This is a genomic window from Vibrio aphrogenes (assembly GCF_002157735.2).
Classification (GTDB): Bacteria; Pseudomonadota; Gammaproteobacteria; order Enterobacterales; family Vibrionaceae; genus Vibrio; species Vibrio aphrogenes.
The window spans coordinates 1,971,707-1,993,876 of record NZ_AP018689.1 but is presented as its reverse complement, the minus strand read 5'-3'; the positions used below and the strand labels follow the sequence as shown (position 1 = coordinate 1,993,876).

Annotated in this window: 24 protein-coding genes; 12 read left to right on the top strand and 12 right to left on the bottom strand. The window is 40.9% G+C overall.

Features of this window, described 5'->3' with window-relative positions; genetic code table 11:
* Positions 1–4: 4 nt before the first annotated feature.
* The 5 genes from mlaC to VCA1004_RS09125 all read left to right on the top strand — a co-directional run bounded on the left by mlaC (position 5) and on the right by VCA1004_RS09125 (position 3,393).
* A complete protein-coding gene (gene mlaC, locus VCA1004_RS09145; protein ID WP_086981479.1) occupies positions 5–649 on the top strand; it encodes a phospholipid-binding protein MlaC in 645 nt (214 codons plus the stop codon).
* Complete coding sequence (locus VCA1004_RS09140; protein WP_086981478.1) at positions 649–966, top strand: STAS domain-containing protein; 318 nt, start codon at positions 649–651, stop codon at positions 964–966. Before mlaC ends, VCA1004_RS09140 begins: the two co-directional genes overlap by 1 nt.
* 16 nt (positions 967–982) lie before the next feature.
* Positions 983–1,237, top strand: a complete 255-nt coding sequence (gene ibaG / locus VCA1004_RS09135; protein ID WP_086981477.1) for a BolA family iron metabolism protein IbaG — start codon at positions 983–985, stop codon at positions 1,235–1,237.
* A 36-nt stretch (positions 1,238–1,273) separates the two neighbouring features.
* A complete protein-coding gene (gene murA / locus VCA1004_RS09130) occupies positions 1,274–2,530 on the top strand; it encodes a UDP-N-acetylglucosamine 1-carboxyvinyltransferase (protein WP_086981476.1) in 1,257 nt (418 codons plus the stop codon).
* A 140-nt stretch (positions 2,531–2,670) separates the two neighbouring features.
* Positions 2,671–3,393: a 1-acylglycerol-3-phosphate O-acyltransferase gene (locus tag VCA1004_RS09125; protein ID WP_086981475.1), complete on the top strand. Its 723-nt coding sequence runs from the start codon at positions 2,671–2,673 to the stop codon at positions 3,391–3,393.
* 170 nt (positions 3,394–3,563) lie between these two features.
* Here VCA1004_RS09125 and corA read toward each other — a convergent pair whose 3' ends face one another.
* Complete coding sequence (corA, locus tag VCA1004_RS09120; protein WP_086981474.1) at positions 3,564–4,517, bottom strand: magnesium/cobalt transporter CorA; 954 nt, start codon at positions 4,515–4,517, stop codon at positions 3,564–3,566.
* A 198-nt stretch (positions 4,518–4,715) separates the two neighbouring features.
* On the opposite strand from corA, the gene VCA1004_RS09115 reads away from it, so the two are divergent.
* The 3 genes from VCA1004_RS09115 to VCA1004_RS09105 are packed head-to-tail and all read left to right on the top strand — an operon-like array spanning position 4,716 to position 7,920.
* Positions 4,716–5,162: a MarR family transcriptional regulator gene (locus tag VCA1004_RS09115; protein ID WP_086981473.1), complete on the top strand. Its 447-nt coding sequence runs from the start codon at positions 4,716–4,718 to the stop codon at positions 5,160–5,162.
* 27 nt (positions 5,163–5,189) lie between these two features.
* Positions 5,190–6,374 carry an efflux RND transporter periplasmic adaptor subunit gene (locus VCA1004_RS09110; RefSeq protein WP_086981472.1) on the top strand — a complete coding sequence of 395 codons (1,185 nt, stop codon included), beginning with the start codon at positions 5,190–5,192 and terminating at the stop codon, positions 6,372–6,374.
* A 10-nt stretch (positions 6,375–6,384) separates the two neighbouring features.
* On the top strand, positions 6,385–7,920 hold the full coding sequence (locus tag VCA1004_RS09105) for a DHA2 family efflux MFS transporter permease subunit (RefSeq protein ID WP_086981471.1): 1,536 nt from the start codon (positions 6,385–6,387) through the stop codon (positions 7,918–7,920).
* Positions 7,921–7,978: 58 nt separating this feature from the next.
* Here the strand turns inward: VCA1004_RS09105 and VCA1004_RS09100 are convergent, their stop codons facing one another.
* From VCA1004_RS09100 to argF, 7 genes are all read right to left on the bottom strand, one after another.
* Positions 7,979–8,281, bottom strand: a complete 303-nt coding sequence (locus VCA1004_RS09100; protein ID WP_086981470.1) for a hypothetical protein — start codon at positions 8,279–8,281, stop codon at positions 7,979–7,981.
* 336 nt (positions 8,282–8,617) lie between these two features.
* A complete protein-coding gene (locus VCA1004_RS09095; RefSeq protein WP_086981469.1) occupies positions 8,618–9,664 on the bottom strand; it encodes a GGDEF domain-containing protein in 1,047 nt (348 codons plus the stop codon).
* A complete protein-coding gene (locus tag VCA1004_RS09090) occupies positions 9,665–10,165 on the bottom strand; it encodes a hypothetical protein (RefSeq protein ID WP_086981468.1) in 501 nt (166 codons plus the stop codon). It lies immediately after the preceding gene.
* Positions 10,166–10,497: 332 nt separating this feature from the next.
* Positions 10,498–10,887 (bottom strand): RidA family protein, encoded by a 390-nt coding sequence (locus VCA1004_RS09085; RefSeq protein ID WP_086981467.1) that lies wholly within the window; start codon positions 10,885–10,887, stop codon positions 10,498–10,500.
* Positions 10,888–10,943: 56 nt separating this feature from the next.
* Positions 10,944–11,405, bottom strand: coding sequence for an aspartate carbamoyltransferase regulatory subunit (pyrI, locus tag VCA1004_RS09080; RefSeq protein WP_086981466.1), 462 nt, complete (start codon positions 11,403–11,405; stop codon positions 10,944–10,946).
* A gap of 14 nt (positions 11,406–11,419) precedes the next feature.
* Positions 11,420–12,349 carry an aspartate carbamoyltransferase gene (pyrB, locus tag VCA1004_RS09075; protein ID WP_086981465.1) on the bottom strand — a complete coding sequence of 310 codons (930 nt, stop codon included), beginning with the start codon at positions 12,347–12,349 and terminating at the stop codon, positions 11,420–11,422.
* A 219-nt stretch (positions 12,350–12,568) separates the two neighbouring features.
* A complete protein-coding gene (argF, locus tag VCA1004_RS09070) occupies positions 12,569–13,573 on the bottom strand; it encodes an ornithine carbamoyltransferase (RefSeq protein WP_086981464.1) in 1,005 nt (334 codons plus the stop codon).
* A gap of 227 nt (positions 13,574–13,800) precedes the next feature.
* On the opposite strand from argF, the gene rraB reads away from it, so the two are divergent.
* Positions 13,801–14,235: a ribonuclease E inhibitor RraB gene (rraB, locus tag VCA1004_RS09065; protein WP_232012587.1), complete on the top strand. Its 435-nt coding sequence runs from the start codon at positions 13,801–13,803 to the stop codon at positions 14,233–14,235.
* Between the two features lie 77 nt (positions 14,236–14,312).
* Positions 14,313–15,119: a glycosyl hydrolase 2 galactose-binding domain-containing protein gene (locus tag VCA1004_RS09060; RefSeq protein WP_086981463.1), complete on the top strand. Its 807-nt coding sequence runs from the start codon at positions 14,313–14,315 to the stop codon at positions 15,117–15,119.
* 62 nt (positions 15,120–15,181) lie between these two features.
* Here VCA1004_RS09060 and VCA1004_RS09055 read toward each other — a convergent pair whose 3' ends face one another.
* Together VCA1004_RS09055 and VCA1004_RS09050 are read right to left on the bottom strand one after the other, a co-directional pair.
* Positions 15,182–15,667: a GNAT family N-acetyltransferase gene (locus VCA1004_RS09055; protein ID WP_086981462.1), complete on the bottom strand. Its 486-nt coding sequence runs from the start codon at positions 15,665–15,667 to the stop codon at positions 15,182–15,184.
* Positions 15,668–15,794: 127 nt separating this feature from the next.
* Positions 15,795–16,250, bottom strand: a complete 456-nt coding sequence (locus VCA1004_RS09050; protein WP_086981461.1) for a DUF2061 domain-containing protein — start codon at positions 16,248–16,250, stop codon at positions 15,795–15,797.
* Between the two features lie 325 nt (positions 16,251–16,575).
* Between VCA1004_RS09050 and VCA1004_RS09045 the strand changes: the two genes are divergently transcribed.
* Entirely contained in the window at positions 16,576–18,210 is a 1,635-nt protein-coding gene (locus VCA1004_RS09045; RefSeq protein WP_086981460.1) for a choice-of-anchor X domain-containing protein, read from the top strand.
* Positions 18,149–18,478: a hypothetical protein gene (locus VCA1004_RS09040; RefSeq protein WP_086981459.1), complete on the top strand. Its 330-nt coding sequence runs from the start codon at positions 18,149–18,151 to the stop codon at positions 18,476–18,478. The genes VCA1004_RS09045 and VCA1004_RS09040 overlap by 62 nt, the downstream gene beginning before the upstream one ends.
* A gap of 206 nt (positions 18,479–18,684) precedes the next feature.
* Here the strand turns inward: VCA1004_RS09040 and VCA1004_RS09035 are convergent, their stop codons facing one another.
* A complete protein-coding gene (locus tag VCA1004_RS09035; RefSeq protein ID WP_086981458.1) occupies positions 18,685–21,543 on the bottom strand; it encodes a valine--tRNA ligase in 2,859 nt (952 codons plus the stop codon).
* A gap of 108 nt (positions 21,544–21,651) precedes the next feature.
* Positions 21,652–22,128 (bottom strand): DNA polymerase III subunit chi, encoded by a 477-nt coding sequence (locus VCA1004_RS09030; protein ID WP_086981457.1) that lies wholly within the window; start codon positions 22,126–22,128, stop codon positions 21,652–21,654.
* Between the last annotated feature and the right edge of the window lie 42 nt (positions 22,129–22,170).

Genomic DNA, 22,170 nt, shown 5'->3' with positions numbered 1-22,170 from the left:
AGCCATGTTTGGGATTAAGAAGTTTTTTGTCGCACTGACATTACTGACGGTATCATTGGGCATCAATGCAAAAGAAGTGGATAGCAGTAATCCATACACCTTGATCCATGAAGTTGCCGATCAGACTTTTCAGCGTCTAAAAGCTGAGCAACCTAAAATTCAATCACAGCCCAATTATCTAAAAACCGTGGTCGACCAAGAGTTGATGCCTTATGTGAATTATCAATACACTGCTCTCAAGTTACTGGGGCCAAACTTACGTGGTGCGGATAAAAAACAAGTGGCGGAATTTATCGAAGAATTTCGCGCCTACCTAATCACGTCTTATGCGCAAGTGTTAACTCAATACACCGATCAGTCGATTCAGTTTTCACCACAAAAACCAATCGCAGAGACGACTCGTATCGTGTCTATTCCAATTGAAGTGGTGGACGGCAGTCGCCCAAACATCAAATTAGAATTTACCTTATTGAAGAATAACAAAACCGGTGAATGGAAAGCTTACGATATGGTCGCTGAAGGGATCAGTTTATTATCGAGTAAACAATCAGAATGGAATAGTAAAATTCGTCAAGATGGCATTCCCGCAGTGACCAAAGAGTTGCGTGATTTAGCGAAAAAAGACATTGTGTTTGAAGGTAAAAAATAATGGCTTCACCCACTTGGCAAGAAACTGGAGCGGCAAGTGCTCAGATGGTCGGTCAGTTGACGCGAGACAACGTCCCAAGCCTGTGGCAGCAATTACAGGCTTGGCAGCCCCAAGTTTCTCAATATGAAGTATGCTTAAAGCAATTAGCACGAGTGGATTCTGCCGGGATGGTGATGTTGATCCACTTAATACAACATGCAAAAAATCAAAATTGTCATATAATGCTGAACTTTGTGCCTAATCAACTTATGACGTTATTTGAATTAAGTAATGTCGATGGGTTGCTATCTGAGCATATTCAGGTCACTGAAAACTAAAAAATTAGAGGGTTACGTGGACATTATCCAAGTAAAACAAATATTAGATGATGCTTTGTCATTACAAGAAATTCATGTCAAAGGTGAAGGCAGCCACTATGAAGTGATCGCTGTGGACCCGTCTTTTGATGGTATGAGTCGAGTTAAAAAACAACAATTAATTTACGCTCCGCTGATGGATTATATCCAAAGAAATGATATTCATGCGGTCTCAATTAAAGCGTACACTCCAGAAGAGTGGGCTCGTGATAAAAAACTGATGTCACTATAGTCTCCACGGCTTAGTGTAGAAAAAGCAAGGTTTCCAATGGAAAAGTTTAAAGTACATGGCTCCGGGCCATTACAAGGTGAAGTTACCATTTCAGGTGCGAAGAATGCCGCACTACCGATTTTATTTGCTGCAATTTTATCAGAAGGCCCAGTTGAAGTAGCGAATGTACCCGCTCTACGTGATATTGATACTTCCATAGAATTATTAAAGCGTCTCGGCGCAGAAGTTCACCGTGAAGGTGAAGCATTGCATGTTAACTGTGGTCCTATCCATGAGTATTGTGCGCCGTATGATTTAGTCAAAACCATGCGTGCTTCTATTTGGGCACTTGGCCCTCTAGTCGCTCGCTTTGGTCATGGTCAAGTTTCACTGCCAGGTGGTTGCGCGATTGGGGCTCGTCCAGTGGATCTACATATTCATGGTCTTGAGCAATTAGGCGCGACGATTACTTTAGATGAAGGCTACGTGAAAGCCGAAGTGGATGGTCGCTTGAAAGGCGCACACATTATTATGGATAAAGTGTCGGTTGGTGCGACCATTACCATTATGTCTGCGGCGACCTTAGCCGAAGGGACTACCGTGCTTGAAAATGCGGCGCGTGAACCTGAAATTGAAGATACTGCGGCATTCTTAAATGCTTTAGGTGCGAAAATTACCGGTGCAGGTTCAAGCACCATTACCATTGAAGGCGTCGAACGTCTAAATGGTGGTAAACATACCGTTGTTGCTGATCGAATTGAAACCGGTACTTTCTTAGTCGCAGCAGCCGTTTCTGGTGGCAACATTGTGTGTCGTAACACTAAAGCCTCTTTACTGGAAGCGGTACTGGCTAAACTTGAAGAAGCCGGTGCGAAAGTGGACAGTGGTGAAGATTGGATCAGCTTGGATATGACAGACCGTGAGCTGAAGGCTGTCAATATTCGCACCGCGCCGCATCCAGGTTTTCCAACTGACATGCAAGCCCAATTTACCTTATTGAATATGATGGCTAAAGGCAGCGGCGTGATCACGGAAACGATCTTTGAAAATCGCTTTATGCATGTGCCTGAATTATTGCGTATGGGCGCGAAAGCGGAAATCGAAGGTAATACTGTGATTTGTGGTGATACTAATGGCTTAACGGGTGCTCAAGTGATGGCAACGGATCTCCGTGCGTCAGCCAGCTTAGTGATTGCCGGTTGTATTGCCAAAGGTGAAACCATTGTGGATCGTATTTATCACATTGACCGTGGTTATGACCGTATTGAAAATAAATTGAATGCGCTAGGTGCTAACATCGAGCGTGTTAAATAGGTTTGAAAAGTGCGGATTTGTCCGGTTCTTTTTTCTTAAATGAAAGCTGAAGCCATCAGGTTTCGGCTTTTTGTTGTTTACGACATAGGGGCGATGCTTAGCTTAAAATGGGGTTAAGTATTACCTACTGGAGAGACTGAATGATTGCTTTACTACGCATTATTGCTGTCGCGATATTTGCTATCTTCATGTTTATTTTTGGTTGTGGTTATTGTTTATTTAGCCCACGTAACCCTCGTCACGTGTTTACTTTTGGCCGCATGTTTGCGCGTATGTCAAAAGTCTTTGGTATTAAACTTGAATTAAGAATCCCAGAGAATGCTTATCAGCGTGATCAGCATATTTACTTGGGGAATCATCAAAATAACTGGGATTTATTTACGATTTCAGCTGCGGTGACTCCAAATGTGGTAACAGTAGGTAAGAAAAGCCTCGTTTGGTTGCCTTTGTTTGGTCAATTATATTGGCTAACAGGTAATATTTTGATTGATAGAGCCAATCGCAGTAAAGCAATGGATACGATTAGCCAAGTTGCTGAGCAAATCAAAAAAAGCAAAGTGTCAGTTTGGATGTTTCCTGAAGGAACGCGCTCGCGTGGCCGTGGACTATTGCCATTTAAGACCGGGGCTTTCCATGCGGCGATTGCGGCGCAAGTTCCAATTATTCCGATTGTTTGTAGCTCAACCGATCACTTAAAAATCAACCGTTGGAATAACGGTCATGTGATTGTAGAAATGCTCCCTCCTATCAGTGTTGAAGGGTGCGATAAGGACAATGTGCGCGAATTACTAAAAGAATGTCGCAATCAAATGAAAGCCAAGCTTGAACAATTAGATGCGGAAGTCGCGCAACGAAACGCATAAAATTAAAGCGAAATAAAGATAAAGAGAAAGCCAATGAATCGGAAGGTTCATTGGCTTTTTTATTTTGCTCGTTTCTCTTTTTCTATATTTCGGTAGAGAAAAAACTTTAGGTAGAGAAAAGAGTCTGGGTAGAGAAAATAGCCTAGGTCGAGAAAATAGCAGTAACCGCCTTATAGCCAGCCTTTACGTTTAAAGTAGAAATAAGGGGCAAACCCTGATGCGACCATTAAGGCCAAAGCTAAGGGGTAGCCGAAGGTCCATTCTAATTCAGGAATTAATTGGAAGTTCATCCCATAGATACTTGCGATTAAAGTGGGAGGCAAAAAGACCACTGCCGCAATCGAGAAGGTCTTAATTATTTGGTTTTGTTCAATATTAATAAAGCCTTGAGCGGAATCCATGAGAAAGTTGATTTTCTCAAATAAGAAGGTGGTATGAGACATTAAGGTTTCAATATCCCGCACGATTTCTCTTAGTGTTTCGAGTTGATCTGGGGTTGATTGTAGGTGACGCAATAAAAATGAGATCACTCGTTGGGTATCCATCAAGCATAAACGAATCTTACCATTACTGTCTTCCAACCTAGCGAGACGACTAATGCACTCTTCCCAGTCGGCTTCTTCATCTTCCAGAACGGTATAGCTGATCTTTTCTAATTGATGGTGAATATCTTCAATGGTGTCAGCGTGGTTTTCGACTTTCTGCTCTAAAATAGTGATAAAGAGCGATTGCACATCATCAGAATGCACTTGCCCTTTACGTGCACGAAGTCTTAATAAACGGAAATCGGCAATACTTCCTTCTCTTAATGTAATTAAACGATCTTTTTGTAAGATCGAGGCGATATTGACCGTGGTATGGCGGCCTTCGGTGGGAGAAAGAAATAAGGAATGGACGTGTAAGCCTTCATGATCCATAAAGTAGCGAGAAGACGCTTCAATTTCTTCGACATCATTAGAAGCAGGAAGCTTGAGGCCTAAGGCTTGTGATAATAAGTGTCGGTCTTCATTCGTCGGGTTGTGCGCATCGATCCAGTCGGATTGTTCGATCAATGCCGTGATCTCATCATTTGAATGATATTTCATTTCTTGGATCAGACCATTATTGATTTTAAAAAATCGCATCGTTCTCGAGTCCTTTGATGGTTTAAAGATCAATATGTTAGCACTGTTAAATGACAATGGTAAAACATTGCCTTAGTTACATTTTGAAATACTTGTTGACACTTTGTTGCTTAGGCAATTAATATTCACCCTAATATTTGCCTAGGCAAGTAAATGTACTTTATTAGTGAAAAGGGTAGATGCATTTAAGGCTCTCTCATGACCAATATTTCTTATAAACACGAAGCGGGGATCCCGCTAGGTAAATTGATTGGTTTAGTCAATCAACATAAAGAACGGCTGTTAAATCAATACTTAATGCCACTCGATATGACACCTGCGCAATTTAAAGTTTTATCGACCATGAAGTTTGATGAAATGAAATCACCAGCAGAAATTAGCAAGTTATTAGCGATTGATTGTGGCTCAATGACTCGTATGGTCGAGCGATTAGTCAAAAAATCGTTAATAGAAAAACATCCCAACCCTGAAGATAAAAGAGGGGTCATATTGTGCCTCACTCAAGAAGGAGAAGCTCTGTTGTATCAATGTATTGAAGTGATAAAGCAAGAAGTCAGCCCATTGTTGGTTGGTAATTTATCACCGCAAGAAGTCCAACAGTTAAGCACCTTATTACAACGTCTTCTGTCTCAGGCTAATGAATAATTATATTGATGATCAAATGGTTGAATCATGGAAACTAAAGAACAAAATATTGATGCTACGGTAAAACCGACAAGCAAGCGTAAACGCTCTTTTCTTATTCTTTTTATTGCAATTTTACTCATAGGGGGCGGCTGGTTTGCTTATTATGAGTTGTATGCCAAGTTTGTCGAAGAAACTGACGATGCGTATGTCAGTGGCAACTTAATCACCTTATCACCACAAATTTCAGGTACCGTGACCAAAGTTGTTCCGGATGAAGGAGATTATGTCGAAAAAGGTCAAGTATTAGTCGAATTAGATTCTAACGATACACAAATTGCGCTACAAAATGCAGAGGCAAAATTAGCAAGTAAAGTTCGTGAAGTTCGCAGTATGTATGCGGCGGCCGATAATTTTAAAGCGAAAGTTGAATCTAGCAAAGTGGCTTATCGCCAAGCTTTGAACGACTATAATCGCCGTAAGCATTTAGTCGAACGTGGCGCTATTTCGAAAGAAGATCTGGTTCACTATCAAGACAGTGTTGAGTCGGCGAAGAGTCAGTTAGAAGCAGCAGAACAATCTTTAGAAATGACGGTAGCGCTGGTGGATAATACGGTATTAAAAACCCATCCGGGGGTTAAATCTGCCGTTGCCGAATTGCGCAAAAGTTATTTAGATAATATTCGCACTAAGATTGTCGCTCCAGTGAGTGGTTATGTAGCAAAACGTGCTGTGCAACTGGGTGGACAAGTTCAGCCAGGCAGTCAATTGATGGCAATCGTACCTTTAAATGAAGTTTGGGTAGATGCCAACTTCAAAGAAAGCCAAATGAAAGATATGCGTATAGGGCAACCTGTGACCTTAACTTCGGATCTTTATGGTGATGAAGTGGAGTATAAAGGTGAGATTGAAAGCTTAGGGATTGGTACTGGAAGCGCATTTTCATTATTACCAGCGCAAAATGCGAGTGGTAACTGGATCAAAATAGTCCAACGTCTACCGGTTAAAATCCGTTTAGAAGCACAAAATCAAGATAAATACCCATTACGTATTGGCCTATCTATGTTAGCCAAAGTGGATATTAAAGATACTGACGGTAAGGTATTGGCTCAATTACCGAAAGAAAAACCTCGCTACGATACGGATGTCTATCACCATTCTCTTGAAGAAGTCGATAAATTGGTTGCGAAGATTGTGCATGAAAATGTTGGCGTAACCACTGCGGCGCAGTAATGAGGCGTTCATGAAAGATCAAACCTTTACGCCTCCCAGTCTGCCTTTAGCTGTTATTGCTCTGGCACTTGCAACCTTTATGCAAGTACTGGACAGTACTATTGCTAATGTGGCCTTGCCGACAATAGCCGGTAACTTAGGTGTGAGCTCAGAGCAAAGTACTTGGGTGATCACCTCCTTTGCGGTGTGTAATGCCATTGCTTTGCCGCTGACGGGCTGGTTTGCGCGTCGTATTGGGCAATTGCGCTTGTTTATCTTGTCGGTTGCCTTATTCACACTGTCTTCTTTTTTGTGTGGCATTGCCACAAGTATGCCAGAGTTGATCGCGTTCCGTGCGCTACAAGGCTTTTTCGCAGGCCCAATGTTTCCTATGTGTCAGACCTTGTTGTTGGGGATTTTTCCTTCAGTTAAACGCGGTACGGCTCTGGCTTTAATTTCAATGGTTACCGTTGTCGCCCCGATTGTTGGTCCTATTACCGGTGGTTGGATCACTGATAATTATTCTTGGCCTTGGATATTTTTTATTAATATTCCTATCGGTATTTTTTGTTGTTTAACCGTTTGGCAGCAACTCAAAAATCGCGTCGATATTACCGCTAAGTTACCGGTTGATTTTATTGGTATTGCATTGTTGGTGGTCGGGGTTGGGCTACTGCAAGTGGTTTTAGATTTAGGTAATGATGCGGATTGGTTTGAAGCGACACATATCATTGTAATGACATGCATCGCAGTGGTTTGCTTAATTTCCTTTGTGATATGGGAATTAACCGAAGAGCACCCCATCGTTAATTTATATTTGTTTAAAGATCGTAATTACGCGGTGGGCACCATTGCATTGGTTCTTAGTTATTCAGCATTTTTTGCCATTAACTTGATTTTGCCGCAATGGTTACAAATTTATATGGGCTATACCTCGATTTGGGCTGGGTTGGCTTCTGCACCAATGGGCGTCTTACCGTTACTACTGACACCATTTGTCGGTAAGTATGCGCATAAATCGGATATGCGTTTGTTAGCCAGCATTTCGTTTTTAGTGATTGGTTTATCGTGCTTTATGCGCGCAGAGTTTAATACCTTTGTTGATTTTGCCACGGTAGCTCAAGTGCAGATGTTTATGGGGATTGGTATTGCCTTTATGTTTATGCCATTAACCACCATTTTCTTGTCTAACCTAAACGGTCAAGAAATTGCGGATGCTTCCGGTTTAACCACGTTTCTTCGTGTACTCGGCGGCAGCTTTGCCTCATCGTTAACTACGTGGATTTGGACGCGTCGCGCTGATTTCCATCATGCAACATTAACGGAGCATGTCAGCCAATATAACCCAGCATCGGTGGATTATTTTCAACGTATGGGAGGTGAAACTCTCGCTAACTTTGAAACGGTTGATGGGATCATCAAGGTCCAATCTTATATGAACTCAACGATAGATTATTTTTACCTATTAGGTTGGTTGTTCTTAGCCTTGATTGTGATCGTTTGGTTTGCCAGAGGACCATTTATTAAGTCAGCGTCATCAGGTGCTGCGGCATCAGCAGGCCATTAAATCGAACTTAAAAGTGAACCATCGAAAAGGAGCCTAGTGCTCCTTTTCTTTTTGGGTTTTATGCCGTGGGATTATTTGTCATGGGTAATAACGTTATTTTATTAAAGGCAGTAGCAAGCTCAAACAAGGCATTTTGTTTTGCTTCGGTATTGGGAAGATTCGTTGGAATCCAATATTTTACATTATCAACAACTTGCGGTTCGATAAGGTGATCGGCGATCACTTTTTCTAGGCCAATTTTAACATTTAAGACTTTAATAAGCTTGATCAAGGATTCTTCAACATCGATCAACATAGGTAGGCCAAAGACGATCTCTTGTTTGATCAAGGATTGAGGAGCCGCCTTTAATAATAACTTCAATTGATAGCTATTTTGTAATCTCACCATGATGGGGCGAGATTGTTGTTGCGTGGCAATAGAGAGCAGTTTGGGAATGATTTTTAAATCTAAATGCTGCTCGGTTAACCAGTCGATGCCGCATAAAGTGTTATCTTGTTTCCAAACAAAATGAATTTCGACGACCTCAATCGTGTTGCTGTTAGGTGGATATAAGGTAGTCGTTTGGAGCTCTAAAGGGCATGCCGCTTTAGGTTGTGCTAGCCAGTAATTTAATGATTCTATTTTTCTCTTGTTATGTTGAATACGCTCTAAAGCATCAAAATAAAAGGCATAATCTTTATTAAGACTTTGTTTAGTTTAGTTTAATGCATGGATTGCTTGATCTAATAATTGCTTAGCTTCTAAATAGGTTTGTTGGTTTTTATCAGTAAAAGTTACCCCTAGACGAATCGCGATGGGTAATTGGTGATCTTCAAATTGATAAGTAAACTGCAGCTGTTGCTGTAGCTCTAATACCCAATTAATTAAAGACGGTTGTTTTTCTAAGTTAGGTATCACCAATACAAATTCATCACCTCCGAAGCGAAACGCTTGGCTATTTTTAAATTGGTTGAGACGTTGAGCAAATTTGATTAATACTTGGTCGCCCACTTGATAACCAATCTGGTCATTAAATTGTTTAAACCGTTTAATATCAATAGCGCATAACGTCAGTGATTTATTTTTATTGAGCAAGTTTCTTAAGTGTTCAGTTAGCGCACGTCGATTGCCTAGTTGAGTTAACGGATCTATTTGTGCCAGTTTGGCTGAACGTCTTGAAAGGCGAAATAGAATCAAGGTCAATATCATAGTGATAATAAAACCGGTCAATTGCCAATACTGAATTAAATCACTATGGGTTCTAATGCCTTGACTGATGGTGCCACTTAAGACTTTACTTAATGAATAATTTAAAGTGATTAAATTTTCTTTTACTTGATTTACCTTATCTGTAAATTCTTGATTAGGGCGGTCTTGCTGTTGGTCGAAAAAGTGTTCTAGAGACTGAATGGTATTAAACAGAGTTTGGACATCTTGAGTCACTTCTGGATGCTGATTACGTAAGAACTCTGTGGAGCGAGACTCTAAAAAGATCTGTAAGCGATTCCAGAGTAAATCATAGGTTTTGGATAATTCAGAAAACTCAATACCCTTGAGTTCATACAAGTGAGCTTGATACAAAAACTTTTCAGAGAGGTATAAGGTACGATTGGCATACCAATTAGTCGAGCGATAAAACTTATCAATGGTTTGATGACTTTCTTTTTGTAAGTAAAAACTCCACAAGAAGCCACTGGTGAAAAGAGTAAACAATAATAGAAAAGTGATGTTCGTAATGACGGGTTTCGATAAAGTTAAACGCATTTATAAAGCCTTAATTTTCTCTATTTGCCAAATACTTTGATTAAGTAGGCTCTGTTTTGAAGAAAATGTCGGATTTTGATCAAACGGCAGTAATATCCAAAGAGGTCCTTTATTTCGTAACGTCAGCTCTTGACCATCTTGTTTCATGGCTAAAATAAAAGGGTATTGCTGCCATTCGGATTTATTGATATCAACGGCATAACCATTGTAAGCAAACACTTGAATTGACGTTATTGGTTGCTCAAATTGCTCAATGAGTAAGCTTAACTTTGGACCTTGATAAGTGTGCACTTGTGAGGTCCAAGGTGTTGACGTGGTAAATTGTGTTTGAGGTAAGGCTTGTAAATCTGCACGAGTTAAATGGATTTGCTTACCCGATGGCGTTTCTAATGTGAGTATCGATTGAGGTTTGGAATGAGCGAAAACGGTAAGCGGCAGCAGTGCAACTATTAAAGTTAGCACCCAAGTCAAATGGAAAGGCGTTGTCAATAGGTGCCTCATACTGCAAGATCCTTCTAGCATTAGTTGACACTATTCTAACATTAGTTACGGTGACTTTCCTATTTGTCTCTTTAGAAGAAAAGAAAAAAGCACAAGGTAGCTAAGGAATTAATCGCGATATCTATCACAAAATGATAAACACACAATTAATTTAAGGTTATTGGGCCGCCAAAGGAGCTTATGAATTGATGATGGGGGAATTAATACAGCCACAATAAACTACCGCAAAGATAGGCAATAAAACGGTAACTAAAAAACGATAAGTAAAAAACGATACGCAATAAAAAGGCCACTTCAAGAAGCAGCCTTAATCGTTATGACAGTATCAAGCGTTATTTGCGTACTGCAATAGCTTCGATTTCGATACCGACATCTTTTGGTAAACGTGCGACTTCAACACAAGAACGAGCAGGGTAGTTTTCGACGTTATGCTCATCAAAAAACGCGCCATACACTTCATTGACCGCCACAAAGTCATTTAAATCTTTAACAAAGACCGTCATTTTTACGATATCTGAAACGGTTAAACCAGACGATTCAACCACTGCTTTCACATTATCAAGAGATTGACGTGCCTGAGCGGTGATCTCTGCTGGGACTTCACCGGTTACTGGGTTTACTGGGATTTGACCTGAAGTCATCACCATATTACCTAGATCAACACCTTGTACATAAGGGCCAATAGCGGCTGGAGCCGAGTCTGTATGTAGTACTTTTGTCATCGTGTATTCCATGATTGATGTAAATGCTATCTTGGTGGAGAGCCCACCAAGCAGAATTATTTCTCGGTCATAATCTCACGAGAAAAACTTTTTTCACAGTATTTACACTTTAATCGAATGTCATTTGCTTTTTCGATTACGGTAAAGCTGCTCGCAACAGGCTCATTATGACTGATGCAGTTGCTGTTGGCACAGTTAAACACATCTGTGACGACTTTAGGTAGTGTTAACGCCAGTTTTTTAACAACTTGATAGTCTTCAATTTGATTCACTGTGGCATGGGGGGCATATAAAGAAAGCTTTTGTGCTTGTTCTTCTGTGATAAAGGTATTTTCGATTTTAAGTAAATCTTTACTTCCTAGAGCCGAAGAAGGCAGGTTTAAGCCTATGGTAACTTTCTCGCTTGAATTATCCATTTCGAATAATCTTAGCACCTTGATGCCGATCTTCGCTGGAATGTGATCAATCACGGTGCCGTTTTTAATTGCTTCAACTTGTAATTGGTTTTGTTTAGACATAATAGGCCTCGTGATTATAGTGATTGGTTTAAAACAAGAGCAAGTAAGGCGGTGCGGGCATAGACACCGTTTTCGGCTTGCTCAAAGTAATAGGCGTACGGCGTTTTATCGACATCCACTGTAATTTCATCGACACGTGGTAGTGGGTGCAGTACTTTTAAGTTGTTTTTAGCCGGTTGTAATGCTGCTGCGGTTAAGATGTAAGCCGATTTGATATGAGCGTATTCCGATTCATCAAAACGCTCTTTTTGCACACGAGTCATGTATAAGATATCTAGTTCAGGGATAACTTCGTCCATGTCAGTGTGTAAGCTGTACTGAATCCCCGCATCATCTAATTCTTCACAGAGATAATCAGGCATGGCTAAGGCTTCAGGTGCGACAAAGTAAAAGCGGACATTATTAAATTTCGCTAAGGCTTGAGTGAGCGAGTGAACCGTACGTCCGTATTTTAAGTCTCCAACAAAGGCAATATGGAGATTATCTAATGTGCCCTGGGTTTCATAAATGCTGTAAAGGTCGAGTAGGGTCTGAGTGGGGTGTTGGTTTGAACCATCGCCCGCATTAATAATCGGCGTGCCATTTGAAAACTCAGATGCTAAGCGAGCCGCGCCTTCTTGTGGGTGGCGCATAACAAAGGCATCTACATAAGAAGAGATGATACGGATAGAGTCCGCTAAGGTTTCTCCTTTGTTGGCATGTGAAGTATTACCTGGGTTATCAAAGCCAATTACACTACCGCCAATGCGCTGAATTGCCGTTTCAAAAGAAAGACGGGTACGGGTCGAGGGTTCGAAAAAACAACTGGCAACCACTTTACCTTTAATCAATTCAGGCTGCGGCTGTTCTTTAATTTTCGCCGCGGTTTGAATGATAAGTTCAAGCTCCTGACGAGACAGTTCAGGGATAGAAATAATATGCTTTTGATAGAGCGAGTTTGCCATGATTTGTCCTTACATTTACACAAGTAACAGATACAAAAAAGCCTCCAATAAAGGAGGCTTGATCATGAAGGAGTAGAACTAAAAACAACATCTAACAAGCAACATGGCTCGTAGGTCAATTGGTGATTGTAATGTTGCTTTCGCATACTGACTCCTATTTGAATTGCGCAAATTATACTCACAAATAGTTTTAGCGCAAGCGATTGCTTTAAGGTTTTTTTATTGCCCTAATGTCGCCACCATGACAGCTTTGATAGTGTGCATACGATTTTCCGCTTGATCAAAGACAATCGAATAATCGGACTCAAAGACTTCTTCCGTGACCTCTAGCCCTTTCATACCATACTTCTCAGCCACTTCTTTACCGACGGTAGTTTCGTCATTATGGAAAGCCGGCAGACAATGCATAAACTTCACATTGGGGTTACCCGTCGCTTGTAGGGTATCCATATTAATTTGGTAAGGCGTCATTAAGGCAACACGTTCATCCCAAGCTTGTGGTGCTTCTCCCATTGAAACCCACACATCGGTATATAAGAAGTCACACCCTTGTACTCCTTCTGCGACATGTTCCGTTAAGGTAATGGTCGCACCGGTTGTTTGAGCTATCTGCTGGCAAGTGGCCACTAAATGCTCGTCTGGCCAAAAAGCTTTGGGTGCAACAAGACGAATATCCATTCCCATTTTTACCGCTCCCACCATCAGGGAATTTCCCATATTATTGCGAGCATCACCAAGGTAGGCAAAAGAGACTTGTTTGATGGATTTATGTGGGCTGTATTCTTGCATGGTCAGAAAATCGGCCAAGATTTGTGTGGGATGAAATTCATCAGTCAATCCATTCCAAACCGGAACTCCCGCATGTTCAGCGAGCTCTTCAACAATCGCTTGGCCATACCCTCGGTATTCAATCCCATCGTACATTCTTCCCAAAACCCGAGCGGTATCTTTCATTGACTCTTTATGTCCGATCTGCGAGCCAGAAGGCCCAAGGTATGAGACTTGCGCACCTTGATCAAAAGCGGCCACTTCAAAGGCACAGCGAGTTCGTGTTGAGGATTTTTCAAAGATTAACGCAATGTTTTTACCCAGCAGGGTCTTTTTTTCGCAACCTGCATATTTGGCACGTTTAAGATCGCGTGATAAATCCAATAGGAATTCAATTTCCTGAGGGGTGAAATCCAATAATTTCAAAAAATGGCGATTGCGTAGATTGAAAGCCATAAACACGTCCTTGTTGATTGATTCTGATAATTTACTTTACATAAAAATGCTTAATATGTGAATTTTTATTTATGGCGATAAGGGGGAGTTTCAACAAAATGAATATCTTGATTTATTACTGGCTAGGAAATCATTATTCACCCTATGGTAAAGCGTGATTAGTTGTGGCTTTCATGGCAAAATATCGCCTATATTTTTTATTCGAGCCTCAATACTGGAGCCCAGTTATGTCTAACAACGATCAATCTATGCAAGACGACTACATGTCGGTAGAAGAACTGATTGAATTTCAAAAAGAAGAAACACGTGAAATTATCGCGGCATTGATTGAAGATGGCAGTGATCCAGATGCACTGTATGACATTGAACATCATCTATTTGCAGAAGACTTTGAAACCTTAGAAAAAGCCGTTATGGAAGCATTCCAAATGGGCTTTGAAGTGTTAGAAGCCGAAGAAACAGAAGATGAAGATGGTGCTAAAGTGTTATGCTGTGATGCTATTATGCAATCAGCACTCGATGCTAACTTAATTGATGAGCAAGTTGAAAAGCTGGTTAATCTAGCTGAAAAACATGACATTATTTATGATGGTTGGGGCACTTTCTATGAAGGTGAAGATGCCATTTATGATGAAGCTAATGACGATTACGACGCCGAGTAATTATTGTTATTTCGTAAAAGTACCAGCCTTTGTTGCTGGTATTTTTATATCTATTTTATTGAGATTCATGGACGATTATGCACCTGCAACTTGACGGCTTCTGGCAGTTATCTCCTTTAACCGATTTATCCATTCCGCAAACGGATATTACTTTCCCTGCGAAATTAAGCTCTGTGTTACCCAGCGATTTAACAGAAGAGCAAATCAAACAACAAGAATGGCACTTGATGCATGATATCGAAGTGGATCAGGCGATGCTTGATCTCTCTGGTATTGATTTGGTGCTCGATGGTGTGGAAGGGTACGCAGAAGTGCGTGTCAGTGGCGTTGCTGTATTTGATTGTGATGGATCACAAGATCGCTACCAAAAAGACATTAAATCGTATTTAGCTTTAGGTCGAAATAGAATAGAGATTTTATTCTTAGAACCGGATGAAGATCTCTTGCTCGATGAGCCTAATACTGTCTGTTATCTTGGAGAGCGAGCAACACATTTACCTGAGCATGCCGTAGGGATTTATCAACGTCCTTTTTTGCGTTTGGTGAAGAACGTCCGTTTACAACATGTGGTCACTGAGCAAATTTGGCATCATGGTGGTGGCTGTGAATTGAAAGTAGATGTGTACTATCACACATTAAAGCCTGGCCTGGTGTCTACGAAGATTCAATATGAAGGGATGACTCACACCATACCACTGGACATAAGAAGCGATCACGTAACTGCTATTTTTCAAGTCGATGCGCCTAAATATGCGGTGATTGATCAGCAAAGTCACCAAGCTTTATCCGGAAGCACGGAGCTTTATGTACATTTAGATGGCTACCACTTCAAATTTGATGTTGCGTTAGATGAAACGCAGCAGGTGAGCCATTATCCTTTATAAAGTGAAGGCTTAAAGAAAGGCAAAGACTGAATGATTACATGCCAACTAAACTTGGGTGGTGATTAGAGCTCTTTCACCATCACAATTTCACAATCACTATGGCCGGTATTTCCCCAATGCTGCTCGAGATGAGTAAACCCCATATGTTCGTATAGTCCTAATGCGGCTTTAAGTTCAGCGGTTGATTCTAAATAACATTGCTTATACCCTATCTCTTTTGCCGTTTGTAAACACAAGGTAAGCAATTTTTTGGCATATCCTTGCCCACGGGGTTTGCTGAGAAAGTACATCTTTTGCAATTCACACACCTCGGGTCTTCCCATTAAAGGAGCGATCCCAGCGCCACCTACGACAGCGTCGCTAGCATCAGTTAAAACCCAATAGTGAGACTGCGGCCGATTATAAACCTCAAACAGAGAATCTAAGGTTGGATCGGCAACGCTATAGCCTTTATCTGCGGTCAAACCAAATTCAGCCGAGACGTGACGAATAACTTGAGCAAGGGCGGGATTATCACTGTGTTTTATGGGGCGAATATAAAAAGACATTTTGGAGTCGTGTGCTGTAAAAAAGATGAGCACTGTTATAGCTAATGTCGTTGGTCTTGTCACCTTGGAATAGCACAAAGCCCATCGAATAAGATGGGCTTTGTGAGGGGGATATGAAAGTGGTTACTTATGAATAGATTTCTTTTTCAACTTGTGGCATTTCGGCTATTTCATGACTGTGTTGGTGCAAATCATGGTGGTGGCAATGTAAGGTAACTTTCGCTTGTTCGTTACGTTGCCAGAAACGTTCGTGGAAGTAGAACACTACGGTGTTAACGCTTGGTTCCAGTGTTGCCATTAAACCACCGACAAATAAATCTCCAGTTAATAAGTAAGCGACAGTAAATGCGACACTAAAGTGTAAGACAGCAAAGCTTGCGGTTTTACGGCTTGGTGACATTAAGGCAATGCGATTTAATTTTTTACCTTGCCATACTTTTTCATGGAAGTAGAAGGCCACGGTGTTGACCATTGGCTCTGTCATGGCAATCAAGCTACCTAGAATAATATCGCCAGTTAATACATAAGCTAAAGTAAAGGCTACGCTAAAGTGTAATACTGCAAATGTTAGTGTCTTTTTCATAATTCCCCCTGAAAGCAATCTTGCTTGGTTTAACTACATTATTGCGAATAATTATCATTTCGTAAAGGGCGGATTTGATTATTTGTTTGATAGATAAAACCTATTGATTCTATGATTCCCTTCGTTACCTTTTGAATCCTAAGTACTATGAAATGTAATCTTTTTTAAGACTTATAGATTTTTTGATTTTATTAATATACCTGTCCATTTGACTTGCATTGGTTAGTTCTTAAATAGAAATAGCCAATCACAGTACGGTAAAAAATCCTGACACTATGAGGTTGTTTATTGATCAAATTATGGCTATGAGCTTGGGAGAACAATCATGAAATACTATGGCAATATTTTAAAAGTTTTTGTGTTGAGTATCGCCTTTTGTTTTAGTTCTCATCTTTTAGCGAGAGATACTGTCCCTTTATTTTCAGGTAAAGAATTGTTTGAAATAATTGATGAGCCTTTTAAATCTGGCGATCACCAGACTATTGTGGAATTCGAGGTAAATCGTGGGCAATCATTCTTTTCAACTCTGGTGATCCCCATCACTAATGCGCATTTTGAATTGATTGATTCTGATGGAAATATGGTGATCGATAGTCATAGTAAGTTGGTTTCCATTACTCATGGAGAGGAAATTGAACCGGGACTACCAGGTGCGAGCTATAAATTACCATTAATGGATGTTGGTAGCAAAACAGGTATTTGGAAATTTATCATTCAATACGATGAAATAAATTATGATTCTGCCATTGCACTTCAAGTATTTAGAAAGTCTGTACTCAATGCCAAAGTAGCCATATTGAGTCATTTGGCTGTAGTTGGAGATTTAATGGTACCAGCGGTATTAGTGACTGCAAATGGAGAACCCGTGTTAGATGCGACTGTTCCCATTGTGGTGACTTATCCTGATGGCACTCGTGAAACCTTAACTGGCTATGATGATGGGTTAGGTTTGGATGCCGTAGCTGGAGATGGTGTTTATACAGCACCAGACAATATTCCTTACCAGCAAGTAGGAGAGCATATTATTGAGAGTAAGGTAATTGCTCACCACTTGGGATATCAATACAAAACTTATGCTGGAAAGAATATTGTGGCGACTGAGCAAATGGCTAAAGTGAATAACACTCAGTTGTCCTTTTCAGAAGGAGGATGTGTAAATGAGCTTATTTTAAAAGCAAATGTAACGATTAAAAAGGCTGGAGAATACAGTTTTTATAGTTCATTAAATAAAATACAAAAGCGTTTCTTTGGAGTTAGAGCAATTAAAGTGTTTACGTTGCCAGAGGGAGAGCATGAAATTGAATTGGCATTTTCAAAGCAAAAGCTTATAAATACTTTTTCAAATAGCGATATACTTTCATTTTCGCCTTTATTAATAGAGATAACAGACACTTCAAAGTCAGGAACACGAGAGTTTAATTCTGTGGTTAACCCTCGCGTAGCCATTAACGAATCTTTTTCTTTGAGAGATATTAACTTTTGCCGTGATGATATAGAGATAACTCCAGATTTAAGCACGTCAGAGGTTTGGTCTGAGGATCAATTCTATATCAAATCTTTGGAATTTAGTTTTCCTGTATATGTGAAGCAAGCTGGGGCTTATACAACATCCCTAACAATTCTATCTGCTAATTTTGAAACCATAGATACTTTAAATTTTACTCGAGAGCTATCTGAAGGTGATAACACTATCTCATTTTCTGTTCCTGGCGAGAAGTTAAGGAAATCAGATGGGCCATATATTATCCGGTCAGTATTATTTTATGGCAACGGGATGGGGAAAAATAAAATGCTCAGACAATTAGGTAAGAGTAAAGCTTACAAAAAGGAGGTATTTATTCCTGCCGTTAAAATCAACCGTAAGGCTGATTTGATTGGAATTAAGAGTGGGGGGGGGGATGAAAAATGGAGCGGCGTTTGTTGGTGGCTATGCTCGTACACACGCGTCTGTTCCCTATGATTATGAGTCTTTAGCCAAATTTGATCTTACCGGTATTGAAGGTGTGCTGAAGAAAGCGGAGCTTAATATTATCTTTGGTACGTCGTCTCTTTCTCCTACTTTCAGTAAGGTTGCTATCTATGGCGTTCATCAGCATTGGGAAAAAGATACTGTAAATTATGATTTTTTTTGTGAAAACTTAAACGTTTGTGTTGGTTGGAAAGATAAAATTGCAGTGTTTGATTCAAATCGTGGTCAATATACTCAAGTTATACAAGGTGAAGCTTGATCGAAATTAGTTCAAAGCTGGATTAAGGATAAGAATTCGAATCATGGTTTAGTTTTTACTGCTAACCCGACAGAGAGATCTAAAAAAATAGAAATACTTGATATCGAGCTTCGATTAGTGATGTCAGAGGAATAAAGGATAGAATAAAAAAGGCTAACCGTTTGGGTTAGCCTTTGATTTGAAGTTATTGACTAGACGGCCTCGATTTACAACGCTGCAATCGTCGCTTTTTGCTCTTCTAGTTTCACTAAGGTTTCTTGGTAACCTTCTAGTTTCGCACGCTCAGCCGCAACAACCGCTTCAGGTGCTTTTGCAACGAAACCTTGGTTGTTGAGCTTACCTTCGATACGTTTGATTTCGCCGTGAGTTTTGGCCACTTCTTTATCTAAACGCGCCAATTCTGCATCTTTATCAATCAAACCTGCCATTGGGATCATCAGTGTCGATTTACCTACAAGTGCAGTCGCGCAAGCTGGCGTTGCTTCACCTTCAGCTAATACTTTTACCTCTTCTAATTTACCTAGCGCACTTAATACTGCAAGGTTATCAGCAAGACGTTTAGCATCCACTGAATCGGCTTTTAACATGACAGATAGCGGTACACTTGGTGCAATATCATATTCTGCACGTAAGTTACGGATACAAGTAATGAATTGTTTTACCCATTCGATGTCATCCAGCGCTTTTTGATCGAAGTTATTTTCATCAAACTGAGGCAGTGCCTGAGTCATGATAGTTTCACCTTCTACGCCTTCGACGAGTGGTTTAACGCTTTGCCAGATAGATTCTGTGATGTATGGGATCACCGGGTGAGCAAGACGTAACGTTTTCTCTAGTACCGTAATTAAGGTACGACGAGTCGCACGTTGTTTTGCTTCTGTGCCTTTCCATAATACTGGTTTAGTTAATTCTAAATACCAGTCACAGAATTGGTTCCAGATAAATTCATACAGTGTATTCGCTGCCATATCTAAACGGAAGTTTTCAATGTGAGCATTAAATTCTTTGGCAGCCAATTCAAATTGAGACTCAATCCATTTGTCTGCAAGAGAGTATTCAAGTTCAGCACCTTCGGCAAAGCCACAATCTTGATCTTCTGTATTCATCAATACGTAACGGCTGGCGTTCCATAGTTTGTTACAGAAGTTACGGTAACCTTCAAGACGTTTCATATCCCAGTTGATGTCACGACCGGTTGAAGCCATTGCGGCTAGAGTGAAACGCAATGCGTCAGTACCGTATGGTTCGATACCATTTTCAAACGTTTTACGGGTGTCTTTTTCGATTTTTTTCGCTAGTTGTGGCTGCATCATGTTGCCACAGCGTTTGGCGACTAATGATTCTAAATCAATACCGTCGATCATATCGATTGGGTCAAGTACGTTACCCTTTGATTTCGACATTTTATCGCCGTTTTCATCACGGATAAGACCGGTGACATAAACCGTTTTGAATGGGACTTGCGGTTTGCCATTTTCATCTTTACAGAAGTGCATGGTCATCATGATCATACGAGCAACCCAGAAGAAGATGATGTCAAAACCTGTAACCAATACGTCTGATGGGTGGAAGGTTTTAAGTTCAGGAGTTTCTTCCGGCCAACCTAATGTACCAAAGGTCCAAAGTGCGGATGAGAACCAAGTATCCAGAACGTCATCATCTTGGCGTAGAACCACCACGGGTGCGAGGTTATTTTGTTCACGTACTTCTTCTTCGGTACGACCAACATAGACGTTACCATCGTTGTCATACCATGCTGGAATACGGTGACCCCACCAAAGTTGACGAGAAATACACCAATCTTGAATATCACGCATCCAAGAGAAGTACATGTTTTCATATTGTTTTGGTACAAACTGAATATCACCGTCTTCAACCGCTTTGACGGCAGGCTCTGCCAAGGTTGCAGCGCGTACGTACCATTGGTCGGTTAGCATAGGTTCAATAACTACACCACCACGGTCGCCATAAGGAACGGTTAGATCATGATCTTTAATTTCATCAAGTAGACCTAAGCTTTCCATTTCGGCGACCACGGCTTTACGGGCCGCAAAACGCTCTAAACCTTGGTAGGCTGCTGGAATGTCGGTGCTATAGACGTCGCTTGGCTCACCGTTGCTGTTAAAGACTTCGGCCGCATCACGGATGTTGGCATCAAAGGTCAAGACGTTAATCATTGGTAGCTGGTGGCGTTTGCCCACTTCGTAGTCATTGAAATCGTGCGCAGGAGTGATCTTCACACAACCTGTGCCTTTTTCCATATCAGCATGCTCATCGGCAACGATAGGAATACGACGATCTACGATAGGTAAAATGATGTCTTTACCAATCAGATTTTTATAACGAGGATCTTCTGGGTTCACCGCTACGCCAGTATCACCAAGTACTGTTTCTGGACGAGTGGTTGCGACGACAATGTAATCTTTACCTTCCGCAGTTTTTACACCATCTGCCAATGGGTAACGGAAGTGCCACATGTGGCCTTTTTTATCTTTATTTTCGACTTCAAGATCAGAAATCGCCGTGTGCAGTTTTGGATCCCAGTTCACCAAACGTTTACCGCGGTAAATTAAATCATCTTGATATAAGCGAACAAAGACTTCTTGAACTGCATTAGAAAGACCGGCATCCATGGTAAAGCGCTCACGATCCCAATCAACAGAGGCACCTAGACGACGTAGCTGCTTAGTGATAGTGCCACCTGATTCACCTTTCCATTCCCAGATTTTGTCGATGAACGCATCACGACCATAATCGTGTTTAGTTTTGCCTTCTTCTGCGGCAATTTTACGCTCAACCACCATTTGGGTTGCAATACCTGCGTGGTCAGTGCCTACTTGCCATAAGGTGTTTTTACCTTTCATGCGCTCACAACGGATAAGAGTATCCATGATGCTATCTTGGAAAGCATGGCCCATGTGAAGGCTACCAGTGACGTTTGGCGGTGGGATCATGATGCTGTAAGCGTCTTTTGATGTGTCACCGTGAGGCTTAAAGTAACCAGCCTCTTCCCAACGCTGATAAAGCGTTTGTTCGATTGATGTTGGGTTATATGTCTTTTCCATAGTCTTCTTTTACTAATACTGTGAGCGTGAAATTACGGAGTTCGAGCGCTTTGCTTCTCGTTGCTTGAGCGCTTCGCTTCTCGATATTCAAATTAAAGCTTTCTCGATTTACGTGCTTTGCTCTTCCGAGTTTCGAGTAACGTTTTCAATATTTATTGTCTGCATTTCAAAGCCAGCTTGTCGGTAAATTTTATACCTTTCTCGAGCTTGTTGCTTTGCTTTTTCTTCGCAAGGCACGAAGTCTACCACTTGTGCAAAGGTCTGGGCAAAATTTGTCTCATCATTCGCCATATTGATGATCAATTGACGATATCGGTGAGGCTTTAATTTGCTGTAGCCAATTTCAATGGGAGTACCTTTAGGTGGGCCTTCACCAACCAAGTTATGTGCTTGAAATTGTGTGGGTTCTTGTTGCCAGAGTACTTCATCAACTTGCTCGGCTTGTCGCTTATTTTGTGCGTTGATATACACTTTAGCGCCTTGTTTGGCAAAATAGCAGGCCAAATACACTACATAAGCAATGTGCCCCTCAAGCGTATCTTGCGGGCTATCCGGTTCAATGATGTAAAAGGTTGCTATTGCCATGATGGATTACAATGCTAGTTGATGAGTTGAATTGGCTCAATA

Excerpts from the sequence above, each read along its gene's own strand:
- mlaC (WP_086981479.1), top strand. The coding sequence starts at position 5 with ATGTTTGGGATTAAGAAGTTTTTTGTCGCACTGACATTACTGACGGTA.
- VCA1004_RS09140 (WP_086981478.1), top strand. The coding sequence starts at position 649 with ATGGCTTCACCCACTTGGCAAGAAACTGGAGCGGCAAGTGCTCAGATG.
- murA (WP_086981476.1), top strand. The coding sequence starts at position 1,274 with ATGGAAAAGTTTAAAGTACATGGCTCCGGGCCATTACAAGGTGAAGTT.
- VCA1004_RS09125 (WP_086981475.1), top strand. The coding sequence starts at position 2,671 with ATGATTGCTTTACTACGCATTATTGCTGTCGCGATATTTGCTATCTTC.
- corA (WP_086981474.1), bottom strand. The coding sequence starts at position 4,517 with ATGCGATTTTTTAAAATCAATAATGGTCTGATCCAAGAAATGAAATAT.
- VCA1004_RS09115 (WP_086981473.1), top strand. The coding sequence starts at position 4,716 with ATGACCAATATTTCTTATAAACACGAAGCGGGGATCCCGCTAGGTAAA.
- VCA1004_RS09110 (WP_086981472.1), top strand. The coding sequence starts at position 5,190 with ATGGAAACTAAAGAACAAAATATTGATGCTACGGTAAAACCGACAAGC.
- VCA1004_RS09105 (WP_086981471.1), top strand. The coding sequence starts at position 6,385 with ATGAAAGATCAAACCTTTACGCCTCCCAGTCTGCCTTTAGCTGTTATT.
- VCA1004_RS09095 (WP_086981469.1), bottom strand. The coding sequence starts at position 9,664 with ATGCGTTTAACTTTATCGAAACCCGTCATTACGAACATCACTTTTCTA.
- VCA1004_RS09090 (WP_086981468.1), bottom strand. The coding sequence starts at position 10,165 with ATGAGGCACCTATTGACAACGCCTTTCCATTTGACTTGGGTGCTAACT.
- VCA1004_RS09085 (WP_086981467.1), bottom strand. The coding sequence starts at position 10,887 with ATGACAAAAGTACTACATACAGACTCGGCTCCAGCCGCTATTGGCCCT.
- pyrI (WP_086981466.1), bottom strand. The coding sequence starts at position 11,405 with ATGTCTAAACAAAACCAATTACAAGTTGAAGCAATTAAAAACGGCACC.
- pyrB (WP_086981465.1), bottom strand. The coding sequence starts at position 12,349 with ATGGCAAACTCGCTCTATCAAAAGCATATTATTTCTATCCCTGAACTG.
- argF (WP_086981464.1), bottom strand. The coding sequence starts at position 13,573 with ATGGCTTTCAATCTACGCAATCGCCATTTTTTGAAATTATTGGATTTC.
- rraB (WP_232012587.1), top strand. The coding sequence starts at position 13,801 with ATGTCTAACAACGATCAATCTATGCAAGACGACTACATGTCGGTAGAA.
- VCA1004_RS09060 (WP_086981463.1), top strand. The coding sequence starts at position 14,313 with ATGCACCTGCAACTTGACGGCTTCTGGCAGTTATCTCCTTTAACCGAT.
- VCA1004_RS09055 (WP_086981462.1), bottom strand. The coding sequence starts at position 15,667 with ATGTCTTTTTATATTCGCCCCATAAAACACAGTGATAATCCCGCCCTT.
- VCA1004_RS09050 (WP_086981461.1), bottom strand. The coding sequence starts at position 16,250 with ATGAAAAAGACACTAACATTTGCAGTATTACACTTTAGCGTAGCCTTT.
- VCA1004_RS09045 (WP_086981460.1), top strand. The coding sequence starts at position 16,576 with ATGAAATACTATGGCAATATTTTAAAAGTTTTTGTGTTGAGTATCGCC.
- VCA1004_RS09040 (WP_086981459.1), top strand. The coding sequence starts at position 18,149 with ATGAAAAATGGAGCGGCGTTTGTTGGTGGCTATGCTCGTACACACGCG.
- VCA1004_RS09035 (WP_086981458.1), bottom strand. The coding sequence starts at position 21,543 with ATGGAAAAGACATATAACCCAACATCAATCGAACAAACGCTTTATCAG.
- VCA1004_RS09030 (WP_086981457.1), bottom strand. The coding sequence starts at position 22,128 with ATGGCAATAGCAACCTTTTACATCATTGAACCGGATAGCCCGCAAGAT.